General features: G+C 64.8%; 21 protein-coding genes. 13 read left to right on the forward strand and 8 right to left on the reverse strand.

From position 1 onward, the window contains the following. Window positions 1–113: 113 nt before the first annotated feature. Window positions 114–1,238 carry a glycerate kinase gene (locus V9L18_RS01320; protein ID WP_337345366.1) on the forward strand — a complete coding sequence of 375 codons (1,125 nt, stop codon included), beginning with the start codon at window positions 114–116 and terminating at the stop codon, window positions 1,236–1,238. 49 nt (window positions 1,239–1,287) lie between these two features. Here V9L18_RS01320 and V9L18_RS01325 read toward each other — a convergent pair whose 3' ends face one another. From V9L18_RS01325 to V9L18_RS01350, 6 genes are read right to left on the reverse strand one after another with little or no spacing between them, the layout of a single operon-like run. After that, window positions 1,288–2,508 carry a fumarylacetoacetate hydrolase family protein gene (locus tag V9L18_RS01325; protein WP_337345367.1) on the reverse strand — a complete coding sequence of 407 codons (1,221 nt, stop codon included), beginning with the start codon at window positions 2,506–2,508 and terminating at the stop codon, window positions 1,288–1,290. Further along, window positions 2,505–3,974: an aldehyde dehydrogenase (NADP(+)) gene (locus V9L18_RS01330; RefSeq protein WP_337345368.1), complete on the reverse strand. Its 1,470-nt coding sequence runs from the start codon at window positions 3,972–3,974 to the stop codon at window positions 2,505–2,507. Before V9L18_RS01330 ends, V9L18_RS01325 begins: the two co-directional genes overlap by 4 nt. 30 nt (window positions 3,975–4,004) lie before the next feature. Beyond that, window positions 4,005–5,192, reverse strand: a complete 1,188-nt coding sequence (locus V9L18_RS01335) for a mandelate racemase/muconate lactonizing enzyme family protein (protein WP_337345369.1) — start codon at window positions 5,190–5,192, stop codon at window positions 4,005–4,007. Window positions 5,193–5,199: 7 nt separating this feature from the next. Continuing rightward, complete coding sequence (locus V9L18_RS01340) at window positions 5,200–6,033, reverse strand: carbohydrate ABC transporter permease (RefSeq protein WP_337345370.1); 834 nt, start codon at window positions 6,031–6,033, stop codon at window positions 5,200–5,202. After that, a complete protein-coding gene (locus V9L18_RS01345) occupies window positions 6,033–7,019 on the reverse strand; it encodes a carbohydrate ABC transporter permease (protein ID WP_337345371.1) in 987 nt (328 codons plus the stop codon). Before V9L18_RS01345 ends, V9L18_RS01340 begins: the two co-directional genes overlap by 1 nt. Beyond that, window positions 7,016–8,278, reverse strand: coding sequence for an ABC transporter substrate-binding protein (locus V9L18_RS01350; protein WP_337345372.1), 1,263 nt, complete (start codon window positions 8,276–8,278; stop codon window positions 7,016–7,018). The genes V9L18_RS01345 and V9L18_RS01350 overlap by 4 nt, the downstream gene beginning before the upstream one ends. A gap of 111 nt (window positions 8,279–8,389) precedes the next feature. On the opposite strand from V9L18_RS01350, the gene V9L18_RS01355 reads away from it, so the two are divergent. Next, the gene (locus V9L18_RS01355; protein WP_337345373.1) at window positions 8,390–9,133 is read left to right on the forward strand and encodes a FadR/GntR family transcriptional regulator; all 744 of its coding nucleotides are present in this window, start codon (window positions 8,390–8,392) and stop codon (window positions 9,131–9,133) included. A gap of 57 nt (window positions 9,134–9,190) precedes the next feature. On the opposite strand, the gene V9L18_RS01360 is transcribed toward V9L18_RS01355, so the two are convergent. Further along, window positions 9,191–10,231 carry a LacI family DNA-binding transcriptional regulator gene (locus V9L18_RS01360; RefSeq protein ID WP_337345374.1) on the reverse strand — a complete coding sequence of 347 codons (1,041 nt, stop codon included), beginning with the start codon at window positions 10,229–10,231 and terminating at the stop codon, window positions 9,191–9,193. A 232-nt stretch (window positions 10,232–10,463) separates the two neighbouring features. Between V9L18_RS01360 and V9L18_RS01365 the strand changes: the two genes are divergently transcribed. From V9L18_RS01365 to V9L18_RS01415, 11 genes are read left to right on the forward strand one after another with little or no spacing between them, the layout of a single operon-like run. Then, a complete protein-coding gene (locus V9L18_RS01365) occupies window positions 10,464–11,795 on the forward strand; it encodes an extracellular solute-binding protein (protein ID WP_337345375.1) in 1,332 nt (443 codons plus the stop codon). Beyond that, complete coding sequence (locus V9L18_RS01370; RefSeq protein WP_337345376.1) at window positions 11,792–12,730, forward strand: carbohydrate ABC transporter permease; 939 nt, start codon at window positions 11,792–11,794, stop codon at window positions 12,728–12,730. Before V9L18_RS01365 ends, V9L18_RS01370 begins: the two co-directional genes overlap by 4 nt. 1 nt (window position 12,731) lies before the next feature. Then, entirely contained in the window at window positions 12,732–13,637 is a 906-nt protein-coding gene (locus tag V9L18_RS01375) for a carbohydrate ABC transporter permease (protein WP_337345377.1), read from the forward strand. A gap of 30 nt (window positions 13,638–13,667) precedes the next feature. Next, window positions 13,668–14,858, forward strand: coding sequence for a Gfo/Idh/MocA family protein (locus V9L18_RS01380; protein ID WP_337345378.1), 1,191 nt, complete (start codon window positions 13,668–13,670; stop codon window positions 14,856–14,858). Window positions 14,859–14,885: 27 nt separating this feature from the next. Beyond that, complete coding sequence (locus V9L18_RS01385; RefSeq protein WP_337345379.1) at window positions 14,886–15,890, forward strand: sugar phosphate isomerase/epimerase family protein; 1,005 nt, start codon at window positions 14,886–14,888, stop codon at window positions 15,888–15,890. Window positions 15,891–15,939: 49 nt separating this feature from the next. Further along, window positions 15,940–16,638 carry a ThuA domain-containing protein gene (locus V9L18_RS01390; RefSeq protein WP_337345380.1) on the forward strand — a complete coding sequence of 233 codons (699 nt, stop codon included), beginning with the start codon at window positions 15,940–15,942 and terminating at the stop codon, window positions 16,636–16,638. Further along, the gene (locus tag V9L18_RS01395) at window positions 16,623–17,747 is read left to right on the forward strand and encodes a Gfo/Idh/MocA family protein (protein ID WP_337345381.1); all 1,125 of its coding nucleotides are present in this window, start codon (window positions 16,623–16,625) and stop codon (window positions 17,745–17,747) included. Before V9L18_RS01390 ends, V9L18_RS01395 begins: the two co-directional genes overlap by 16 nt. A 2-nt stretch (window positions 17,748–17,749) precedes the next feature. Beyond that, a complete protein-coding gene (locus tag V9L18_RS01400) occupies window positions 17,750–18,748 on the forward strand; it encodes a sugar phosphate isomerase/epimerase family protein (RefSeq protein ID WP_337345382.1) in 999 nt (332 codons plus the stop codon). Between the two features lie 46 nt (window positions 18,749–18,794). Then, complete coding sequence (locus V9L18_RS01405) at window positions 18,795–20,564, forward strand: dihydroxyacetone kinase family protein (protein ID WP_337345383.1); 1,770 nt, start codon at window positions 18,795–18,797, stop codon at window positions 20,562–20,564. Further along, entirely contained in the window at window positions 20,561–21,049 is a 489-nt protein-coding gene (locus tag V9L18_RS01410; RefSeq protein ID WP_337345384.1) for a ribose-5-phosphate isomerase, read from the forward strand. The genes V9L18_RS01405 and V9L18_RS01410 overlap by 4 nt, the downstream gene beginning before the upstream one ends. 2 nt (window positions 21,050–21,051) lie before the next feature. Next, a complete protein-coding gene (locus tag V9L18_RS01415; RefSeq protein WP_337345385.1) occupies window positions 21,052–22,038 on the forward strand; it encodes a 3-hydroxyacyl-CoA dehydrogenase family protein in 987 nt (328 codons plus the stop codon). Between the two features lie 30 nt (window positions 22,039–22,068). Here the strand turns inward: V9L18_RS01415 and V9L18_RS01420 are convergent, their stop codons facing one another. After that, window positions 22,069–22,395: a LuxR family transcriptional regulator gene (locus tag V9L18_RS01420; protein ID WP_337345386.1), complete on the reverse strand. Its 327-nt coding sequence runs from the start codon at window positions 22,393–22,395 to the stop codon at window positions 22,069–22,071. Window positions 22,396–22,429 lie beyond the last annotated feature (34 nt).

Raw genomic sequence — 22,429 nt, forward strand, 5'->3', positions numbered from 1 at the left:
TTGAGCCCTGAAAACGACATCTGCTGCTACCTAGTTGGGGAGCCGGCCGAGTACGCGTCCGTATTACGGATCTGGCAAGCGCGTTCCGGAGCGTGGCTGGCATGATGGACCGCATGCGCATTCTCATTGCTCCGGACAAGTTCAAGGGCTCGCTGACGGCCGCCGAGGCGGCCGCCGCCATCGCCGAAGGGGCGCTGCGCGTCTACCCGGACGCAGTGGCCACCCAGTTCCCCGTGGCCGACGGCGGCGAGGGAACCTTGGAGGCGGCCGTCTCGGCGGGCTACGAAGAGCGGCTTAACGCAGTGGTTGGCCCCATCCTGGCTCCCGTCGGGGCAGCGTGGGCCATCCGCAAAACCGCCTTCGGCGGCGCCACCGCCGTGATCGAGACGGCGCAAGCGTCCGGGCTGGCCGAAATGGAGCCCACCCCCGAAAACTCGCTGCGTGCCCACAGCTACGGCTGCGGGCAGTTGGTGGCCGCGGCGCTGGATGCCGGGGCCACGGAAATCGTGCTGGGCCTTGGCGGATCGGCCATGACCGACGGCGGCAGCGGCGCCCTGCGCGCGCTCGGCCTCAAGCCGCTGGACTCCGCCGGAAACGTAGTGCCGCTCGGTGGCGGGGCACTCGCCGACGTGGTCGCTCTGGATACCTCAGAGCTGGATCCCCGTTTGTCCGCAGTGCAGTTTCGGATCGCCGTGGACGTCCGGAACCCGCTGTACGGGCCCGAGGGTGCCGCCCACGTTTTCGGCCCGCAGAAGGGCGCCGACGCAGACGCCGTTGAACTGCTCGACGCCGGCCTGCGGAACTGGGCATCAGTGCTGCGGGAATCGACCGGCCGGGACGTCAACATTCCGGGCGCGGGCGCGGCAGGCGGGTTCCCGGCGTCGTTCCTTGCCTTCACCGACGCCAAGCTGGAAGGCGGCTTCGCGCTGGTGGCCGGGCTCACCGGTCTCGCCGAGCAGCTGGGGGTCTCCGACCTGGTGATCACCGGTGAGGGTTCCATGGATTCCCAGTCCCTGACCGGGAAGGCGCCCATCGCGCTTGCCGACGCCGCCCGTGAACTTGGCATCCCGGTCATCGTGGTGGCCGGACGCATCCTGGTGACGCAGGAGGACCTCGCCAAGCACGGCGTTGTGGCCGCTGCCCAGCTCCTCGATGTCGCGGCGAGCCCGGAAGACGCCGTCGCCAATGCCGCCAAGTACCTCACCTGGGCCACCACACAGGTGCTCGAAGGGGCCTAACAGTCCAACGCCAGGACTGGATGGCTGCCCTCGTGCCGGGTCGAGTCGTTCACCGGGCCGCGTTATCCACCTGCTCTGGAGCTGCGACGGCAACGCCTGCGGGGGTGCCCGTCGCCAGCTGAGAGAGATAGCTGAACAACGCCCCAATACCGAAGGTCCACGGCTCTATGTCCTCGGTCCGCTGCGTTTGGTTGACGAGCGTCCCGAGCCGCGGGCTGCTGATGGTGACGATGTCGCCGTTCTTGTGTGTGAAGCCGAGGCCTTCGGTGTCGCGGTCCTGGGTGGGGGCGAAGAGTGTTCCTGTGAAGAGGGCGAAGCCATCGGGGTATTGGTGATGGTTTCCGCGGGCTGCCCTGATGAGTTCGTCGAAAGGGCGGCTGATGCGGGCCAGGCTGTTGCGCCCCGCCATTTGGTAGCCGTCCCGGCCTTCTACAGTGAGGGTGATTTCTTCGGTCCGTAGGGACTCGAGTGTGAAGTCCTGGTGGAAGAGCCGGATCAGTGGACCGATGGCGCAGGATGCGTTGTTGTCCTTCGCCATTCCGAGCAGGAGTGCGCTGCGGCCTTCCACATCCCGCAGGTTGACGTCGTTACCAAGCGTTGCGCCCCGGACTTGGCCGGCGGAGTCGATGATGAGGACGAGCTCAGGTTCGGGGTTGTTCCAGGAGGAGAAGCTGGGGATCCCTACGTCGGCACCAAAACCCACGGAGGAAAGGACGGGTGCTTTGGTGAATACCTCCGGGTCGGGGCCTAGCCCGACTTCCAAATACTGTGACCACATGCCTTGGGCACTCAACAACCGCTTGACCTCCCGGGCCTGCTCTGATCCTGGACGTATGGACTCCAGGCTGCTGTCGAGGGCTTGGGCGACAGCCTGGCGGACTTCCGCGGCGCGGTTGAAATCGCCGCCGCAGCGCTCCTCGATGACACGCTCGATCATGCTCTCAACGAACGTCACGCCGCAGGCTTTGACCACCTGAAGATCAATGGGGGCCAGCAGGTGGGGCCTGCTGCGGTCCCGGTCCAGCGAAGCCTCTGTTAGTTCCGCGAGGCTCCAACGGCGGGTGGCGGCCGTATTGAGAACAAGCTCCAGTGGGTTCTCGTGGTCCATGAGCTCAGCGACCGTGCGGACTTCGGGGGTCAGATCGAAAACATCTTCGCTCCGGACACAGACCACTCTTGGACCGCCGGAGGCGGGGTCCCAGACGCGGCCGATGAGGACTGCTTCTTGGGAGTCAGTCGGAACCATTTGCCGTGAGGTCATGTTGATCATTTGGCTTTTTCACCTGCAGTGGCTGATTCGTAGAGTCCGTCGACCCGCCGCCGGATGCCCCAAGGGTTGTCGTCCCGCAGTGGCTCGGGCAATTGCGCGGGCGGGAAGGAATCGTATGCAACAGGACGCATAAAGCGGCCGATCGCTGCGGTTCCGACGGACGTGGTGGTCGCTGTGGTGGCGGGGTAGGGGCCTCCGTGGTGCTGCGCATAGGTTACCGTCACCCCCGTTGGCCAGGCGTTCCAGACCAGGCGACCAGCCCGCTCCCTCAGTTCCGTAACCAACTCAGTGGCATCTTCGTCGGGATCCGCGTGGACCGTGGCCGTCAGCTGCCCCTCCAGGAGGCGGGCAAGCGAGGCCAGGTCTGTCCCTGGCCTGTACGCGATCACCAATGTGGCGGGGCCGAACATCTCGCGTTCCAGGATTTCCGGGCGCCGGCGGACTTCATCAGCGGTCGTGAGCAGGATCGTGGGCCGGGGTGCCTCCGATTCGTCCCCGGGCACCAGGACTTCAACGCCGGGGGTAGCCCGGACCGTGTTCAGTGCTTTGTCGTACCCCTCCCGCAACTTCGGGCTGAGGAGGGGGTGTGCGGATTTCGAGGCCAGTTCCCGGCGAAGAATCCCGGCGACTTCGTCGCCGTCGGTGAACGGTGCGAACAGCAGCCCTGGTTTCGTGCAGAACTGGCCCATGCCCATGGTGAAGGACGTGGCGTAGCCGGCAAGGATCTCCTCGCGCCTGGCGCTCCATGCCCGTTCGGTGACAAAGACCGGGTTGATGCTGCCCAGTTCGCCGTAGAACGGGATGGGAGCAGGGCGCCTGGAGGCCCGGTCGAAGAGGGCCCTCCCGCCGGCCGTCGATCCGGTGAATCCGATGGCCTTCACCAGTGGATGGTCAACGAGCAGTTCCGCTGCCTCGCGGCCTACGACCGTGGAAAAAAGGCCAACGGGCGCGCCGGCCCGTTCGAGCGCTTCCTGAACTACGGCACCGGTCCGCACGGCTAAGTGCAGATGTCCTTCATGGATCTTGTGTACGACGGCGCAGCCCGCTGCCAGGGCAGATGCGCTGTCGCCGCCCATGACGCTGAAGGCAAACGGGAAGTTTGAGGCCCCAAAAACACCAACCACACCCAGCGGCACGGAAAGTCGCCGGATGTCCGGTCGCGGGCCCATACCCCACGATGGGTCGGCGTGATCAATGGTTGCTTCAAGGTGTTCACCTTGGGTGATTTCGGCCATGAACAGCCGAAGTTGAAACACGGACCTCCTGAGCTCCGAGCGGAGCCGTCCTTCTTCCAGGTGCGTTTCCTGGCGTCCCAAGGTGACCAGCTCGTCAGCATGGGCTTCCAACGCGGAGGCGACCTCTTCCAGCCAGCGGGCGCGTACTTGCGGCGCGAGGTCTCTGGCCTGCTCATAGGCGCTGTGGGCGGTAACGATACGGTTCTGTGTCTCATCGCGTGATGTGGTCATCGCCTGTTCCTTCCGGGGTTCTCCCGTTGCTCAGATGGCCGGTGTGCGCTCAAGGTTGAAGTAGGAGCGGGCATCCGGAGGGCGGATGTCCGCGACGGCATCATGGAAGATCCGCATCGGATGCGGCGTGTACGGGTGTTCGGCGATCGCTTCGAAGTCGAGTTCGATGCCCAAGCCGATGCCTTCGGGGATGAGGATGTCACCCTCCCCGGTCAGCTGGAGGCGCTCGTTGGAGATCTGGCTGCGCCACGGCACGTCCGAGGCCATGATTTCCAGGTAGCGGAAATTGGGCAGCATCGCGCCCAACTGCAGGGTGGCCGCGGTACTGAGTGGTCCGCTCGGGTTGTGCGGTGCGAACGGAATGTAATGGGCCGCCGCGAGCGTAGAGATGAACGACAGCTCCAGGAGCCCGCCGGCGTGCGTGACATCGGGCTGGATGTAGTCCACCGCGTTCCGTGAGAGGGCGGGGACAAAGGTGTTGCGTCCGAACCAGCGTTCCCCGGCAGCGATCGGTACCGGCGATTTGGAGCGTATCTCCAGGAGCGCATCGATCCCGTCCGGCGGGCATGGTTCTTCGAAAAACACCGGCTGGAACTGCTCGATTTCGCGTGCGACCCGAATGGCTGTCGGGACATCGAACCGGCCGTGTCCTTCAATGAACAGCTCCACGTCGTCCCCCACTGCCTCGCGGACAGCGGCGACGGGCTCGAGCATGCGCCGCAGATCTCGCGGTTCGAGGGTGAGGTCAGCGGCTTCGAATGGATCCCACTTGAGTCCGCGGAAGCCTTGGGCGACCGTCTGGACGGCGGCCTCGGCGAAGTCCTCAGCCGTTTTGGCTCCGGAGAACCAGCCGTTGGCATAGGCCCGGACTCTGTCGCGGACCTGTCCACCCAGCATGCGGTGGACAGGGACGTCAAGCGCGCGGGCAGAGACGTCCCACATCGCCATTTCGAGGGCGCTGAGCGCTGTCATCGAGACGGGCCCTCCACGCCAGTAGGCATCGCGGTTGAGCTCGTAAATGGTTTGGGAGATCCGGGTGGGGTCCTTGCCGCGAACCGCGTCGGCGAGCACGGCGACGGCGCCGCGGACCGCGTGTTCCTGGCCTTCGAGGGTTGCCTCGGCGATGCCGGTGAGTCCCTCGTCGGTGCTGAGCCGGACGAAGATGAGGTTCGTCCGGTAAAAGTCGACAACGACGGTGTCGAGGTTGGTGATTTTCATTCGTGGATCATCCTTTAACAGCGCCCGCGGTCATCCCGCTGACGACATATCGTTGTGCGAACAGATAGAAGGCGACGGCCGGCAGCGTGAACAGGAGGCCGACGGCCATGATGGTCTGGATAGAGGTGTCCTGCTCACCGATGAACCCGGCGACACCGACTGAGGCCGGCTGCAGGGACTTGTCGAACACGAAGGTGACCGCGAAGACGTACTCGTTCCAGGCGCTGAAGAAGGCGATCACTGCGGCGGCGGCTATCGCCGGGGCTATCAGTGGCAGGATGATGCGGGCGAGGACGGTGGGCGGACGGCTGCCGTCGACCCTCGCGGCCTCGTCCAGCTCGCGGGGAACGCCATCTATGGCCCCCTTGAGAATCAGTGCTACCACGGGCAGTGTGAATGCGGTGTCGGCCAGGATCAGCCCGTGCAGCGAGTTCAGCAGGTCGAATCGCCGGAAGATAGCAAACAACGGAACAACCAGCAGCGCCTCGGGGAGCATCTGCGTGAACAGCAGCGCCAGCCCAACTACGGCCTTGCCGCGGAAAGTGAATCTCGACAGGGCATAGCCGAGGGGGATGCCCAGTCCGATGGACAGGACAGTTGTCCCGGCTGCAACGATGAAGCTGTTGAGCAGCCAGCCGACCACCTGGCCGTCCGCCAGTGCATCTGCGAAGACGCCGAAGCGGGAGAAGTCGGGAAGCAGGTTTATTGATGATGACCCGAAAAGGGCCTCGTCAGGGGCCAGAGCGGTCACAAACATCCAGTAGATGGGGAAAATTGAAATCCCGAGGACGAAGAGAACGGCGAGGGTACGGGCCGTCACTCCCAAACGTATGCGGCGCATTATGCCTCCTTGGCGGCCGCGCGGGCGACGAATCGACTGCCGGCGATGACGATCAGGGAGATGACAATGCCCACCATGCCGATGGCCGCGGCCGTCCCCAGCTGCTTTGATTCAAACGCCTGGGCGTAAAGGTCAATCACGAGGGTGCGCGTAGAGCCCAGTGGTCCGCCGCGGGTCATCAGCCAGATCAGCTCGAAGCGGCGCAGTGACCAGATGGTCATCAGTACCGCGACTAAACCGATCGTCGGCTTCAGAACCTGCCAGGTCACCACCCGGAAGATCATCCAGCGTCCTGCTCCGTCGACCTGGGCGGCTTCCACCAGCTCCTGCGGAACGCCTTGCAGGGCCGAGAGGAGCACGACCGCCACGAACGGCACCAGCTGCCAGATTGTGGTGACAAGGATTGCCGCGAGTGCCAGCCTGGGGTTGTCGAGGATACCGTTGGGTCCCGGGTCGATTCCTATTCCCCGAAGTAGGCGTGTGAGGATGCCGAACTGCGGGTTGAACATCCATGTCGCAATGAGTGCGACGGCAATTCCAGGTGCCGCCCAAGGCACGGTGACCAGCGAGCGGGCGACCGCCCGGCCAGGGAACCGGCCGTTCAGCAGGAGGGCTACGAGCAGGCCAAGGCCCACTGCGCCGATGACGCATGCCGTGACGTAGATGAGCGTGGTGAGCAGGGTCTGGCGGAACCCGGGGTCTGCCAGGACGGACTGGTAGTTCGCCAGCCCGACCCAGATGTTGTTGTTTGGGTTGAGCAGGGTGGTCCTCGTAAAGCTGAGCCAAACCTCCTGCAGGAGCGGGACCAGTTGGAAGACGATGATGTAGAGGGCTGCGGGGGCAAGAAAGAGGTACGGGGTCCAAGGGCTCCCGGCCGGGCTCCTGCGGCGTCGCTTGTTTCCTATCCGGCGGGTGTCGGGGGCCGGCGTCCCAGCCGGCCCAGGTGGCCGCGCCAGAAGGCGCGGACCCTTGCTTTGGTCTGTCATCGCCCGACCAGCTCCTCCGCCTGCTTCTGTGCCTTCTCCATCGCAGTCGCCATATCCTGCTGGCCCTGGAGTGCGGTCAGCACTTCGGTTACCACGATGTGGCGGATGTCTGCAGTCTGCGGACCGAAACCGTTCACGATCTGAGGGACTCCCGAGTCGGTCAGCTCATCAAGCGTCGGAAGGAACGGGAACTTCTGGAGGCTTTCGGCGCTGCGCTCTGTCGGCGTTGCCACGCTGCTGGCGCCGAGCACTTCCTGGAGCTTGACCTGCTGTGCGGGCTGGAGCATCCAGTTGATGAAGTCAAGCGCCGCATCCTTGTGCTTGCTGTTGGCATTGACGGTGATTGGAGCCAGCAACGCCCCCTGCTTCTTTTCCGGGAACGGAATGCGGGCCACACTGAAGTTGAGGTTCGCGTTGGCAGACTTGGTGGCCGTCACGTAGCCGCCGTTGTTGAGTTCCATCCCGACCTTGCCGTTGGCAAACATTTTGCGGAACGTAGCGGCGTCGGCGCCCTTCGGAATGACGTTCGCGTCGTAGAGCTGCTTGTACGCTTCCAGGCCATCAATCACCTTCGGCGAGTCGAGGGTGAGCTTTTCGCCGTCTGACCAGTCACCCCCAAAGCCAAGGACGTAGTTGAAGATGTCCTGCCAGACGCCGGCCTCTTCCGCCTGGGTTTGCCGGAAGGCGAGACCGTAGACATCGCCCTTGGTGGTGTCCTTGGCCGTCTGGACAAACTCCTCGAATGTCTTTGGGGCTTCCGGGATGAGGTCCTTGTTATAGAACATGCCGTAGTTCGAGTTCTCGAAGACCACGCCGTATCGGTGATCATCGACGGTCAGGTACTTGTCCGGGCCGGGAATGAGCTTCAACTTTTCCGCGTCGATCTTGTCGTCGAGGGGCTCGAGCAGGCCGGAGGATGCTGCCGTCGAGAATTCCGGCATGTCGAAGCGGACCAGGTCCGGACCTTCACCGCCGCCCATCTGTGTCAGTACGGTCTGGCCGAAACTGGGGTATGGCACTGATGCGGGTTCTACCGTGACGGTGTCCTGGCTGGCGTTGTACTCATCAATCAGCTTCTGCAGGCCGGGCCCACGTCCCGGGTCACCGAGCGTCGAAGCCGCAAAGGTAATGGTTGCAGGCTCCGGGCTGGCCGACGAGCCGTTGGATGCCGGCGAACATCCAGCGAGTGCCGTGGCGCCCGCTGCCAGGACGGCAAGGATCGAAATCGTTCTCGAGGGGCGGGATAGGCGTGATGACATAGCTACTCCTTCGTAAGCAATCGTGTGGTGAGCTTCGCCACATCAATACTTATATTACTAATAATAGGTATAAAGGCAATAGTGGACGCGAAGCGGGGTAAAGTTGTCTGCATGACCAATCTGCACTCGGGCCTCGTTGACATGCTTGGGCTCCGCATCGTCCGGGGCGACTACCCTCCGGGAACCCGGATCGACGTCGACTCCCTCGAGCCCGAGTTCGGGGTCAGCAAAACCGCTATCCGGGAGGCCTTGCGCGTTATCCGCGAGAAGGGGCTTATCGACTCCTGGCCAAAGCGCGGAACGATCGTGAACGACCGCAACGCTTGGAAGCTGTTGGACAGCGACGTCATTATGTGGCGGCGCTCCGCGCGGCGAGACGATGACCGTCTCCTGGCGGAGCTTTCGCAGTTGCGGGACGTCATTGAACCGGCCGCGGCGAAGCTGGCTGCACAGTATCGGAAGCCGGAAGATATTGAGGCGCTGAGGCGATCGTTCGCCGAGTTCGAGATGGCGGGGCATGACGTCGAACGGCTCGCCGCGGCGGACCAGGACTTCCACCTGCACCTGCTGCGGGCGACGCATAACGAACTGATGATGCGTCTTGACGTGGTCATTGTGCACGCCCTTAATGCCCGAAACAGGATCCAGCACCATCCCGGCGCGGCGTGGCTCGATCCGGTCCCGGACCATCGGCGGGTGCTCGATGCGGTCGAAGCGGGTGACCCCCAAGCGGCAGAAGCGGCCATGAAATATGCGATTCGGGAGTCCGACGTAGACCTCACCAGCGGAGAGCCCGTGTTTGATGAGCCGGTCGCCCGCCCCAGCCTCAGCAGTGACGGATCAACTGCCCGTTAGGGACCCAGGGCTCCTGATCCTCTGAGGGCTCCCCTCCTGTGGCTTGGTGCGGGGCGCTCACGCCGGGGGTGGTGCCGTTGAATCGCGGACGATTACATGGGTAGCCAGTTCGACGCGGTGGGAATCCGGGACTTCCCCGCGGGCCTGGCGGAGCAGGGCACGCAGCGCTGCGCGCCCCATTTCCTCCAGTGGCTGGGCAACTGATGTCAGCGCCGGTGTGGATTCCTCGCCTTGCTTTGTTCCGTCGAAGCCCACAAGGCTGAGGTCCTCAGGAATATTTATGGCGTGGTGGCCTGCTTCGCTGATAACACCCAGCGCAATGCTGTCGCTTCCGGCAAAGATTGCCGTGGGGCGATGGTCCAGCTTGAGCAGCGCCCTGAGCCCCGTTATGCCGCTCTCCCTTCGGAACCTACCCCCGGAAATAATGTACTGGGGATCAATGGGCACGCCCCGGGCCATTAGCGCGGCCATGTAGCCGTGGAGCCGCGCCTGGTTGCATTCCGCCCCCTCGATGCCGCCTATGTAGGCGATGCGGCGATGCCCCAGGTCCAGCAAATGTTCTGTCGCTGCTTTGCCACCGGCCCAATTGGTCGCTCCTACGCTGACCACGTCGGCCGAGGGCGCATTGAGCGGATCAATCACGACGACGGGAATATGCCGGCGCCGGAACGCATGCAGCTGGGCCTCGCTGAAAGCGGACGTCACCACGATCATTCCCGCCCTGCCCTCGTCCAGCATGCGCTGTGCGCGACGTTCGGGGCTGCGCTGGCCCATCGGCGCCGCGCCTGTGACGCTTACCAAAATCTCGACGTCGGCACCCGCAGCAAACTGCAGTACGCCATTGAGAACCTCAACCATGTAGGCGGAATCGAGCACGTCGATGACCACCTCAACGACCGTGCCGGTCTCTCCGGCTGCACGTCGCTGCAGTGGCGACTGGTACCCTGCCTGTTCCAGCGCGGCCAAGATGCGGGCGCGTGTGGCCGGCGCAACGTCCTCACGGCCGTTCACGACTTTCGAGACTGTAGGTGTGGAGACCCCGGCTTGCCGCGCCACGGTGGCCAGCGTCGGTTTAGCCTGGCGCGTCTTCTGTGCCATGAGGTTCGCAACCTTTCGATAGTTTCGGTAATTGCATTCTTCAGAACGTCGCTGTCAGGGTCAAGCGTACTTGCACAGATCATACGAAACTTTCCGAAACCTCTTGACGGCGCGGCTTTTATGGACTTAGTTTAGACCGTGACCTAAATCACGGGTCCGAAACATTTCGAAATACATCAGGCGGCCCACGCCCGTCGGATGGCTCAAAGAAGCACTTTCAGATGGAGAAGCAATGAAGCAACCCCAGTCCTCCCGGCGCTCTTTCCTCGCCCTTGCTGCCCTTACTCCCTTTGCTGCCATGGCGGCGACTGCCTGTGGAACGTCAGGACCGGGGACCTCCAACAGCGGCGGAGGCGGTGCCACCATGTGGTACCTGTCCGGCGAACCGAACCAGACCACGATGCAGAAGGCGGTGGACGCATTTAGTTCGGCCAACGCCAACGACAAGATCGCGGTGACCTACTTCCAAAACGATGCCTACAAAACCAAGATCAAAACCGCGATCGGCGCCGGCCAGGCGCCCACTATCATCTACGGCTGGGGCGGCGGGACGCTGAAGACCTATGCCGAGGCCAACCAGGTAGACGATCTGACCGGCTGGTTTGAAGAGAATCCGGACCTGAAGAAGAAGTTCTTCCCGGCCTCCTTCGGTGCAGCCACCGTCAACGGGAAAATCTATGCGCTGCCCAACCAGTACGTCGCGCCGATCGTCCTGTTCTACAACAAGGAACTGTTCGCGAAGGCCGGCGTCCAGCCGCCAAAGACCTGGGATGACGTCATGTCCCTGGTGAAGACCTTCAATGGCATGGGGGTGGCGCCGTTCTCCCTTGGTGGGCAGTCGCGCTGGACCTCCATGATGTGGCTTGAATACCTGCTCGACCGAATCGGAGGCGCCGAGGTATTCAAGGCGATCTTTGAAGGCAAACCCAATGCCTGGAAGGATCCGGCCGTGATCGAGACGGGCACAAAGATCCAGGAGCTCGTCTCGGCAGACGGCTTCATCAAGGGCTTCTCCTCCATCGCCGCTGACTCCAATGCTGACCAGGCGCTTCTGTTCACGGGCAAGGCAGCCATGATGCTGCATGGTTCGTGGACCTATGGCGCCATGAAGAAGGGCGGCCAGAACTTCGTCCAGGACGGGAAGCTGGGCTTTGTCCAGTTCCCGACCGTTGCCGGCGGCAAGGGCGACCCTAAGAACGGTGTGGGGAACCCAGCGCAGTACATGTCGATCTCCTCCAAGGCCACAGACAAGGAAAAGGAATCGGCGAAGAAGTTCTTCAAGGACGGCATCCTGACCGAGACGGTCATCGATACCTACATCAATTCCGGATCCGTTCCGATTGTCAACGGCATCGAAGACAAGCTCAACACGTCGGCAGACAAGGATTTCCTGAATTTCGTCTACGATCTGGCCAAGAACGCGCCGAACTTCCAGCAGTCGTGGGACCAGGCACTGAGCCCCACCGCCGCCGAAGCCCTGCTGAACAACATCGACCAGCTGTTCCTCAAGTCGATCACGCCCCAGCAGTTCGCTGAGAACATGAATGCCACCCTCGGGAAATGAGTAACGCCGTCTCCACCGCCCGTGGGACCGGGGCCAACGCCAGAACTGACGCTGGGCAAAGCGGACAGCGAAATACGGCCCTAGCGTGGCTGGCAATTCCTGCCCTGGTCTTCTTCCTGGTCTTCGCCGTCGTCCCGCTGGCCGGTGTCCTTATCCTGAGTTTCGCCAGTTGGGACGGCATCGGTGCCATCGGTTCAGCGGGGCTGGGCAATTGGTTCTCGGTGCTTGCGGACCCGGGGCTGTACAGCTCCCTCGGACTGACTTTCCTGATCATGATCGCCTCGTGGTTGGTCCAGACGCCCATCAGCCTCCTTTTGGGGGTCTTCACCGCGGGAAGCCAGCGCTACCGGGCCGCCCTGGCGGTGCTGTATTTTTTGCCGCTGCTGCTCTCGTCGGCCGCCGTCGCGATCGCCTTCAAGGCCCTGCTGGACCCGAATTTCGGCCTGGCCACAGGCCTGGGACTGCCGTTCCTGGCCCAGGACTGGCTGGGAGTCCCGCATCTGGCATTGGGTCTGGTGATCTTTGTGATTGCGTGGCAGTTCGTGCCGTTCCATACGCTCATCTACCAGGGTGGAGTGCGGCAGATTCCCAAGTCACTGTACGAAGCAGCGGAGATCGACGGGGCGGGGATTATCAAGCAGTTCTTCCACATCACCCTCCCGCAGTTGAAGTACACCATCATCACCTCGTCCACCCTGATGGTGGTGGGATCCCTGACGTATTTCGACCTGATCTTCGTCCTGACTGGCGGCGGCCCGGGCAACTCCACCCGGATCCTGGCCCTGGACATGTACCTGCGGGGGTTCCGGGCCAACCTTATGGGTCCTGCCAGCGTCATCGCCGTCATTCTCGTACTCATCGGCCTTGCACTCGCCCTGTTCCTCCAGCGCCTTGGAGGCAAGGACAAGCAGGGCAGCCAATTGGAAGGTATGTAGGGTGAGCACTGTACTGAAAAGCAGCGCGGAGGAAACTCCGGCCGGTTCGCGGGCCAACCCGTCCGCCGTCAAGCGGGGGTTCGGTTCCCGGATGAGGCGGCTCAACGTCCCTGCTGGCCTGGGCGGCTGGTTCTGGCTGGCCATCATCATCATTCCGGTTTACTACGTAGTGATCACCAGCCTGAAGACGCAGGCAGGCTACTTCGGCCAGAATCCGTTGGCCCTACCCACAGAGCCAACCCTGGAGAACTACCAACTGGTCCTTGAGAAAGACTTCGCCAAGTACTTCATGAACAGCACCATCGTCACACTCGGTGCCGTCATCCCCACGGTGCTTGTCTCCTTCATGGCCGCATTTGCCATTGTCCGGGGCAAGGGCAGGTTCCTGAAGATGGTCAACGGCATGTTCCTGATGGGACTGGCCATACCCCTGCAGGCAACGATCATCCCGATCTACCTGATGATCATCCGGCTCAACCTGTACGACAGCCTGCTGGCGCTCATGCTCCCTTCCATCGCCTTCGCTATCCCGTTGACGGTCCTGATCCTGTCCAACTTCATCCGTGATGTGCCGAACGAACTGTTCGAGTCCATGCGGCTGGACGGCTGCAGCGAATGGCAGACCATGTGGCGCCTGGCCTTGCCACTGACCCGCCCTGCGATCGTGACTGTCGCCATCTACAACGGCCTGCACGTATGGAACGGATTCCTGCTGCCGCTGATCCTTACCCAGAGCCCCGGCTTGCGCGTCCTTCCCCTGGGTCTGTGGACCTTCCAAGGGGAATACAGCGTCAACATTCCGGCCGTGCTTGCCTCGGTGGTGCTCAGCACCCTCCCAATCCTCGTGCTCTACGTGGTGGGCCGCCGTCAGTTGCTCAGCGGCCTGACCGCCGGATTCAGCAAGTAACAACCAGGAACTTCACGAAAGGACAGACACATGACCTCCGCACGGCCCCTTCGCGTCGGCATGGCGGGTTACGCCTTCATGGGCGCAGCACACTCCCACGCCTGGCGCACCGCACCACGGTTTTTCGACCTGCCGCTGCAGCCCCGGCTCACCGCCGTCGCCGGCCGGAACGCCGATGCCGCCAGGGCAGCCGCGGACAAGCTGGGCTGGGACTCTGTGGAGACGGACTGGCGCCGCCTGATCGAGCGCGACGACATCGACCTGATCGACATCTGCACACCCGGCGACACCCACGCCGAGATCGCCATAGCAGCCCTCGAGGCCGGAAAGCACGTGCTATGCGAGAAACCGCTGGCGAACTCCGTGGAGGAAGCCGAGCGGATGACCCTCGCTGCAGAGACCGCCGCCAAGCAGGGAGTCATGTCCATGTGCGGCTTCAGCTACCGCCGCACCCCGGCGCTGGCGCTGGCTAAACGGTTCGTGGAGCAGGGCCGGCTGGGCGAGATCCGCCACATCCGGGCGCAGTATCTGCAGGACTGGCTCTCTGATGCCAACGCCCCCATGACCTGGCGGCTGGACAAGAGCAAGTCAGGGTCCGGGTCCCTCGGCGACATCGGTGCGCACAGCATCGACGCCGCCCAGTGGGTGGCCGGGCAAAGCATCACAGGCGTTTCGGCGCTGCTCGAAACGTTTGTCCCGGAACGCCCGCTGGCCGGCGACCTCGTGGGCCTGGGCGGCCACGGCGACCTCAGCGGCGATGCGCCCCGCGGGAAGGTCACCGTGGATGACGCCGCCATCTTCAGTGCAAAGTTCGACGGCGGCGCTTCCGCGGGTGCGATCGGCGTCTTTGAAGCTACGCGGTACGCGCTGGGCCGGAAGAACGCGATGCGTTTGGAACTGAACGGCACCAAAGGCTCCCTCGCCTTCGATTTCGAGGACATGAACGTCCTGTCCTTCTATGACGCGGCAGAGTCCCCGGACGCCGGCTTCCGGAAAATCTTCGTCACCGAACCGGAGCACCCGTACGTCGGCAACTGGTGGCCCACCGGCCACGGCCTGGGCTACGAGCACGGCTTCACCCACCAGGTGGTGGACCTGGTCACCGCAATCGGTGAGGGCCGCCAGCCGGAACCGTCCTTCGCCGACGCCCTGCAGGTCCAGCGGGTCCTGGCGGCCGTGGAGGCCAGCGCCGCCAACTCCAGCCAATGGCAGAAGGTCTAGGAACGTGAACACAGGAGAAGGAACGCCATGACACGACCAATCACGCTTTTTACCGGCCAGTGGGCCGACCTGCCGTTCGAGGAGGTGGCCCGGCTCGCCGGCGAGTGGGGCTTCGACGGTCTCGAGATCGCCTGCTGGGGCGACCATTTGGACCCCCGCCGGGCGGCGGAGGACGACAACTACCTCCAAGGCCGGCTGGACATCCTGGAGAAGAACCACCTGAAGGTCTTCGCCATCGCCAACCACCTCACCGGCCAGGCCGTGTGTGATGACCCCATCGACGAACGCCACCAGGGCATCCTGTCCTCGGAGATCTGGGGCGACGGCGACCCAGAGGGTGTGCGCCGCCGGGCCGCGGAGTCCATGAAGGACACAGCACGGGCCGCCGCGCGCCTGGGAGTCAAGACAGTGACAGGCTTCACCGGCTCGTCCATCTGGAAGGCGGTGGCGATGTTCCCGCCCGCCTCCGAGGCAATGATCGACGCCGGCTACCAGGACTTCGCGGACCGCTGGAACCCTATCCTGGATGTCTTCGACGAGGTGGGCGTCCGTTACGCCCTTGAGGTCCACCCGTCCGAAATCGCCTACGACTACTGGACCGCCAAGCGCACCCTGGAGGCGATCGGGCACCGCAAGAGCTTCGGCCTGAACTTCGACCCGTCCCACTTCATCTGGCAGGACCTGGATCCGGTGATGTTCCTCCAGGACTTCGCGGACCACATCCTCCACGTGCACGTCAAGGAATCAGTCCGCCAGTTCGATGGCCGCAACGGCCGCCTGGGCTCCCATCTGGCCTGGGCGGACCCCCGGCGCGGCTGGGACTTCGTCACCGCCGGGCACGGGGACGTCCAGTGGAACCGGATTTTCCGCACCCTGAACGCCATCGGCTACACCGGGCCCACCAGCATCGAGTGGGAGGACGCCGGCATGGACCGGCTCGTCGGCGCACCGCAGGCGCTGGCCCTGGTCAAGGACCTCGCCCGCATCGCCCCGCCGGCAGCCGCTTTCGACGCCGCCTTCTCCAGCCGCTGACCCATACTTTCCGGCCCCGGCCGGCAGCCAAACAAAAGGAAACCCCGACATGACAGAACGCAAGAACGCCCTGGTGGTCCGCGGCGGCTGGGACGGCCACCAGCCGTACGAGGCCACGGAACTCTTCATCACCTACCTCAAGGACAACGGCTACGACGTCCGCGTCGAGGAATCCCCCAAGGTCTACGCCGACGCCGAATACATGGCAGGAGTGGACCTGATCATGCAGTGCATGACCATGACCACCATCGAAAAGGACGAGTTCGCCGGGCTGCGGACCGCCGTCGAAAACGGCACCGGCCTGGCCGGCTGGCACGGCGGCATCGCCGATTCGTACCGCAACAACTCGGACTACCTGCACCTGATCGGCGGCCAGTTCGCCTGCCACCCCGGCAAGCACCCGGACGAGTGCGTCGGCGAGCAGTCGGACAACTACGTTCCCTACACAGTCAACATGCTTCCGGCGGCCGCGGAGCACCCCATCACCCAGGGCATCTCCGACTTCGACCTTGTCACCGAGCAGTACTGGGTGCTCTCCGACGACTACATCGACGTCCTGGCCACCACCACCCAGAAGGTCCGCGAGTGGGACCCGTGGAACCGCGAAGTCACCTCACCGGCCATCTGGACCCGCCAGTGGGGCAAAGGCCGCATCTTCGTTGCCACCCCTGGCCACCGGGTCGAAATCCTCCAGGACACCAATGTCCGCACCATCATCGAAAGGGGCCTGCTGTGGGCAAGCCGTTGAAAGTCGGAATCATTGGCTGCGGAGCCATCATCGCGCAGTACCTGGCGAACTTCCGCAAACTCGGACAGATCGACCTCGTGGCCGTAGCGGACCTGGACCCCGCACGTGCCCAAACCGTGGCGGATGCTTACGAAGGTGTCCGCGCCATTTCCGTCGAGGAACTCCTTGCCGCGGACGACGTCGAACTGGTCCTGAACCTGACCATCCCCGCTGCCCACGCCGAGGTGGCGCTGAAGGCCATCGCCGCCGGAAAGAGCGTGTACGGGGAGAAGCCCCTCGCCGCCACCACGGCCGAGGCACGCCAGGTGCTGGATGCGGCACGCGAGGCGGGCGTCGCCGTCGGCTGCGCTCCTGACACGGTACTGGGAACCGGCATCCAGACCGCGCGCAAGGCGATCGATGACGGTCTGATCGGCGCACCTATCTCGGCTTCCGCCACGATGGTGACCCCGGGCCACGAGCGGTGGCACCCGAACCCGGACTTCTACTACCAGCCCGGCGGCGGACCGCTCCTGGACATGGGCCCCTACTACGTGACCGCCTTGGTCACCCTGCTGGGTCCCGTCGTCTCGGTCATCGGCGCCGCCAGCCATACCCGCAACGAACGCACCATCGGTTCCGGCCCGCGCTTGGGCGAGAAGGTCCGTGTTGCCATCGATTCCCACGTCACGGGCGTCCTGGTGCACGCCTCAGGCGCGCTCTCCACCCTTTTCATGAGCTTCGACGCCGTGAAATCCAAGTCGCCGAACATCGAAATCCACGGGGAGCGCGGATCCCTGGTGGTCCCCGATCCCAACTACTTCGACGGCGACGTCCAGCTGTTTTCCCTCGGGGCCGAGGACTGGGAAACCCTTCCGGTGTCCGCCGGGTACGTTGACTCCGGGCGCGGCTTCGGCATCGCGGACCTGGCGTCCACCCCGGCGGGTGCCGAACCCCGCGCGGGCGGCGCCATGGCCTACCACGCCCTTGAGGTCATGGAATCCGTCCTCGAATCAGCCCACTGCGGCGCGGCGGTAGCCATCCGCAGCACCGTGGAACGGCCTGCGGGCGTCGAGCTGACCGTCCTTGCCGAGGATCTGGACAGGCTCCAGACGCAGGAAGCGGTCTAGGGATGGCCTACACCGCCGAAAACTGGCCCATCACAGCGGCCCTGCTGCCCTTCCCGGGCACCAGCGCGCAGGGAACCCACATCAACGATGCTGATCCCTCCGCCTGGGCAGACGTGCTGACCGAGGTCAAGGACGCCGGGTTCGCCAACGCGGACCTGACCGACAGTTGGGTCCGGCCCGGCGACCTCAGCCCGGACCGGCTGGCTGACTTCAGGCAGACGGCACAGGACGTGGGCATCGGCACCCCTGCCATCTCCGCCATCCGCCGCAGCGTCATTGACGGGCGGAACTGGGAAGCCAACCTGGCGTACAGCCACCGGACCATTGACGCGGCCGCGGAGCTGGGCTGCGAGGTTGTCTCCTTTGGCCTCCACCAGGCCATCACGCCGGAGCAGCAGAAACAGCTCTGGTTCTGGACGGTTGAAGGCCACAAGGACCCGGAGGGAGACCGGGAAACCTGGGGCAACGCCGTTTCACGCCTCCGGGAACTCGGCCGGCACGCCGCCGAGGTGGGCCTCCTGCTCTCACTCGAAATGTACGAGGACACGTACCTGGGCACCGCAGATTCTTCCGTGCGCCTTGTCCAGGACATTGGGCTCCCCAATGTGGGCCTCAACCCGGACCTTGGCAACCTGATCCGGCTGCACCGGCCGGTGGAGGACTGGCGGGAACTGGTGGCCAAAACCCTGCCGTACGCCAACTTCTGGCACATGAAGAACTACCTCCGCGACGAAGACGTGGCCCGCGACATGTATGTGGCCATGCCGGCCCCCATGGAAAGCGGCCTCATCAACTACCGGGAGGCCTTCAAGATGGCACTGTCCGCCGGCTTCCAGGGGATCCTGTGCACCGAACACTACGGCGGGGACGGACTGAGTGTTTCGGCCACCAACCAGGACTACCTTCGCCGGCACGTCCTCCCCAAGACCGGCGGATACGCCCTGGGCAGCAGCCAGGTGGCCCAGGGGCGGCAGCAGCCGGCGCAGCCCGCCCGCGTGTAGGCGCGGCATCACGGCGTTTTCAACCCAAGGATTCGATGAGGAAACCATGACCCAGATCTTTGACAACCCCGCCGACTTTGCGGAGGAGGCACTGGACGGCCTCGTGGCAGCCAACCGCGGCTACGTGGCCAGGGTGGACGGCGGCGTGGTCCGCTCCACGGAGGTGCCCGCCGGCCAGGTGGCCGTGGTGGTGGGCGGCGGCTCCGGCCACTACCCGGCCTTCGCCGGCCTGGTGGGGCCAGGCCTCGCCGCAGGCGCCGTGTGCGGCAACATCTTCACGTCGCCATCCGCCGGGCAGGCGTATCGTGTGGCCAAGGCGGCCAACGCAGGCGGCGGCGTGCTGTTCAGCTACGGCAACTACGCCGGGGACGTGATCCATTTCGGCGAGGCGCAGCAGCGGCTCAACGCCGAAGGCATCGAGACCCGCACCGTCCTGGTCACGGATGACATTGCCAGCGCCCCGCTGGACCAGATCGACAAGCGCCGGGGGATCGCCGGTGACCTGACCGTCTTCAAGATCGCCGGCGCAGCAGCCGAAGCGGGACTGGACCTGGACGCCGTCGAACGGCTCGCCGTGCTGGCCAACCACCGCACGCGGTCCCTCGGCGTGGCTTTCGACGGCTGCACCCTGCCTGGCGCTGCCGAACCGCTGTTTCACGTGCCGGCCGGCGGGATGTCGCTCGGGCTGGGCATCCACGGTGAACCCGGGATCTCAGACCATCCCATGCCTACGGCGTCCGAACTGGCCGAACTGCTCGTTTCAGGCGTGCTCCGGGAGAGGCCCGATGATGCCGGGAACCGCGTAGTGGCCATCCTCAACGGCCTCGGCAGGGTGAAGTACGAGGAACTGTTCCTGCTGTTCGGCAAGATCGACAAGCTCCTCACCGCCGCCGGCCTGACCATCGTGGAGCCGGAATGCGGCGAGCTGGTCACCAGCCTGGACATGTCCGGCCTGTCCCTCACACTGCTCTGGCTGGATGACGAACTGGAGCGCTTCTGGACTGCCCCGGCCGACACCCCCGGGTACCGTAAGGGCAGCCTGGCACCGCGGTCTCGGCGGGAACTGGCCGCACCGGAAGGTGCCCTGGCCACCGAGGAGGAAGATACGACGGCGGCAGCAGCCGGGCTGGGCCGGCTGGCAGCCGCCGTGCTCGCCCAGGCGAGGGACGCCGTCGTCGTCCATGAACGCGAACTGGGCAGGCTGGATGCCATTGCCGGCGACGGCGACCATGGCGTCGGCATGCGCCGGGGCGTGGACGCCGCGGTGGCAGCGGCCGGGGAAGCTGTTGGCGCGGGATTTTCGGTTCACCGCGTCCTCACCGCGGCGGGCGAAGCGTGGAGCGAGCGCGCCGGCGGCACCTCGGGGGCGCTCTGGGGATCCGCCTTGGCGGCGGCCGGGCGGGCCCTCGGCAACAAGGACTCCTACAGCGGCAGGGACGCAGCGGCCGCAGTGACCGCCTTCGCGGACGCCGTCACCACGCTGGGCAAGGCTGATGTGGGCGACAAGACCATGGTGGACGCACTGCTTCCCTTCCGGGACGCCTTCGTGACCGCGTTCGACGACGGCACGCCAGTGAGCGGGGCGCTGACCGCCGCGGTGACCGCCGCCCGGCAGGCGGCCGACGCCACCGCATCCCTGCGCCCGCTGAAGGGAAGGGCGCGGCCGCTGGCCGAAAAGAGCCTGGGCCACCCGGATCCCGGAGCGGTGTCCTTTGCCCTGATCGCCACCCGGGTATCTGATTACTTCGAGTCGCCACCACCCCTCTCTTCTCCCAGGGCGGCCGCGTTGGTGGCCGGAAACGGGGCTCAGGGATGAGCGCCGGTGATGCGGCAGGATGGCGGATCGTTATCGGGAACGACGAGGCGGGCGTCGAGTACAAGGACGCGCTGAAGGCGCTGCTCGAAGCTGACAGCCGCGTTGCGTCCGTTCTGGACGTGGGCGTTGGTGCCGGCGACACTACCGCGTACCCACACGTCGCCGTCGACGCAGCCCGCAAGGTGGCCCGGGGTGAGGCGGACCGCGCTCTGCTGATCTGCGGCACCGGACTGGGCGTGGCCATCGCGGCCAACAAGGTCCCGGGAATCCGGGCGGTCACGGCCCATGACGGGTACTCGGTGGAGCGCTCGGTGCTGAGCAACAATGCGCAGGTCCTCACCATGGGCCAGCGCGTTATCGGCCTGGAACTGGCCAAAAAGCTGGTGGGCGAATGGCTCGGCTACCGGTTTGACGAGACCTCGGCCTCCGCCGCGAAGGTGGACGCCATCTGCTCCTACGAACCCGAATCCACGAAAGCAGTCTGATCATGACCAAAAATTCATCCCACCCAACCAGCACCGGCGGCGCCCGGAAGATCGCCATCGTGGGCTCCGGCTACATGGGCGGCGGGATCGCGCAGGTCCTGGCTCTGGGCGGGGCCCGTGTGGCTCTCTCCGATGTGTCCGCCGAGGTGGCCCAGGGAAACTACGACCGGCTCCTGGTTGAGTCCGACCAGTTCGTGGCCGATGGACTGTTCCCAGAAGGTTCCACCGAGATCCTGAAGCAGAACCTGTGGGCCGCGAAGGACATCGAGGAAGCGGTGGCGGACGCGGACTTCATCGAAGAGGCGGTCCCCGAAATCCTGGCCATCAAGCACCAGACGCTGGCCCGCATCAGTGCAGCGGCCCGGCCGGACGCCATCATCGGCTCCAACACCTCCACCATTTCCATCGCCGAACTGTCCGGGCCGGTCAGCAACCCGGAGCGGTTCCTGGGTGTGCATTTCTCGAACCCGTCGCCCTTCATTCCCGGTGTGGAGATCATCCCGCACGCCGGAACATCCGCCTCCACCGTGGGCGCGGTCCGCGAGCTGGTCCACGCAACCGGCAAACAGACCGCCGTGGTCAAGGACACCACCGGGTTTGTGCTCAACCGCCTGCAGTATGCGCTGTTCCACGAAGCGGCGCAGTTGGTGGAACAGGGCATTGCGACGGCGGACGACGTGGACACCCTGGTCCGCACCACCTTCGGCTTCCGGCTGCCGTTCTTCGGCCCGTTCGCCATCGCCGACATGGCCGGCCTGGACGTGTACAACTTCTGCTACAAATCCCTGCAGAAGGAGTTCCCTGAACGGTTCGCCACCCCGAGAATCCTGAGCGACCTGGTGGAGGCCGGAAAGCTTGGCACCAAGACCGGCGCCGGCTTCCTCAACGTCCCCGCGGAGCGCACCCCCGAGCTGATTGCCTACCGCAACAAGGCGTATGTGGCCATGCAGAAGCTGCTGGATGAGCTGGGTCCGGCGCCTATTGGATGAAAAGCGAAAGGCCTCTGACCGGAGACGCCGCTAGACGATGGTGGTGTTCCTCCGGCGGCGCCAGATCAGGACCACCACCAGGGTGACCAGGGCGACGGCGCCGATCACCCACGGTGCGTAGTCCACCCGCGTCGCTTCGGCGTCGCCCGTTTCACCCGTGCCCGGGTTGGCCGGGCCGGTTGAGGCCGGATCGGTGGGGGAGGGGCTGGCGGTGGAAGCAGGTACTGCTGCCTGCGCCTCCAGGGCTTTGGCCTCAACCCCTTGGGTTGCCATTGGCGTGGCATAGGCCGCCGCGGCCAGCGGTGCAGCGGTCAGCACTGCCAGCGCCACGATGATGGTCCTCAGCATTCTTCGCATGGAACTCTCCTGTCCAGGTCCTGTTCGGGATGGG

It is taken from the genome of Pseudarthrobacter sp. CCNWLW217 (assembly GCF_037203985.1).
In the GTDB taxonomy this organism is placed as follows: Bacteria; Actinomycetota; Actinomycetes; order Actinomycetales; family Micrococcaceae; genus Arthrobacter.

What these genes read in the sequence shown, in the direction of transcription:
- V9L18_RS01320 (WP_337345366.1), top strand. Translation starts at nt 114, where the DNA reads ATGCGCATTCTCATTGCTCCGGACAAGTTCAAGGGCTCGCTGACGGCC.
- V9L18_RS01325 (WP_337345367.1), bottom strand. Translation starts at nt 2,508, where the DNA reads ATGATCAACATGACCTCACGGCAAATGGTTCCGACTGACTCCCAAGAA.
- V9L18_RS01330 (WP_337345368.1), bottom strand. Translation starts at nt 3,974, where the DNA reads ATGACCACATCACGCGATGAGACACAGAACCGTATCGTTACCGCCCAC.
- V9L18_RS01335 (WP_337345369.1), bottom strand. Translation starts at nt 5,192, where the DNA reads ATGAAAATCACCAACCTCGACACCGTCGTTGTCGACTTTTACCGGACG.
- V9L18_RS01340 (WP_337345370.1), bottom strand. Translation starts at nt 6,033, where the DNA reads ATGCGCCGCATACGTTTGGGAGTGACGGCCCGTACCCTCGCCGTTCTC.
- V9L18_RS01345 (WP_337345371.1), bottom strand. Translation starts at nt 7,019, where the DNA reads ATGACAGACCAAAGCAAGGGTCCGCGCCTTCTGGCGCGGCCACCTGGG.
- V9L18_RS01350 (WP_337345372.1), bottom strand. Translation starts at nt 8,278, where the DNA reads ATGTCATCACGCCTATCCCGCCCCTCGAGAACGATTTCGATCCTTGCC.
- V9L18_RS01355 (WP_337345373.1), top strand. Translation starts at nt 8,390, where the DNA reads ATGACCAATCTGCACTCGGGCCTCGTTGACATGCTTGGGCTCCGCATC.
- V9L18_RS01360 (WP_337345374.1), bottom strand. Translation starts at nt 10,231, where the DNA reads ATGGCACAGAAGACGCGCCAGGCTAAACCGACGCTGGCCACCGTGGCG.
- V9L18_RS01365 (WP_337345375.1), top strand. Translation starts at nt 10,464, where the DNA reads ATGAAGCAACCCCAGTCCTCCCGGCGCTCTTTCCTCGCCCTTGCTGCC.
- V9L18_RS01370 (WP_337345376.1), top strand. Translation starts at nt 11,792, where the DNA reads ATGAGTAACGCCGTCTCCACCGCCCGTGGGACCGGGGCCAACGCCAGA.
- V9L18_RS01380 (WP_337345378.1), top strand. Translation starts at nt 13,668, where the DNA reads ATGACCTCCGCACGGCCCCTTCGCGTCGGCATGGCGGGTTACGCCTTC.
- V9L18_RS01385 (WP_337345379.1), top strand. Translation starts at nt 14,886, where the DNA reads ATGACACGACCAATCACGCTTTTTACCGGCCAGTGGGCCGACCTGCCG.
- V9L18_RS01390 (WP_337345380.1), top strand. Translation starts at nt 15,940, where the DNA reads ATGACAGAACGCAAGAACGCCCTGGTGGTCCGCGGCGGCTGGGACGGC.
- V9L18_RS01400 (WP_337345382.1), top strand. Translation starts at nt 17,750, where the DNA reads ATGGCCTACACCGCCGAAAACTGGCCCATCACAGCGGCCCTGCTGCCC.
- V9L18_RS01405 (WP_337345383.1), top strand. Translation starts at nt 18,795, where the DNA reads ATGACCCAGATCTTTGACAACCCCGCCGACTTTGCGGAGGAGGCACTG.
- V9L18_RS01410 (WP_337345384.1), top strand. Translation starts at nt 20,561, where the DNA reads ATGAGCGCCGGTGATGCGGCAGGATGGCGGATCGTTATCGGGAACGAC.
- V9L18_RS01415 (WP_337345385.1), top strand. Translation starts at nt 21,052, where the DNA reads ATGACCAAAAATTCATCCCACCCAACCAGCACCGGCGGCGCCCGGAAG.
- V9L18_RS01420 (WP_337345386.1), bottom strand. Translation starts at nt 22,395, where the DNA reads ATGCGAAGAATGCTGAGGACCATCATCGTGGCGCTGGCAGTGCTGACC.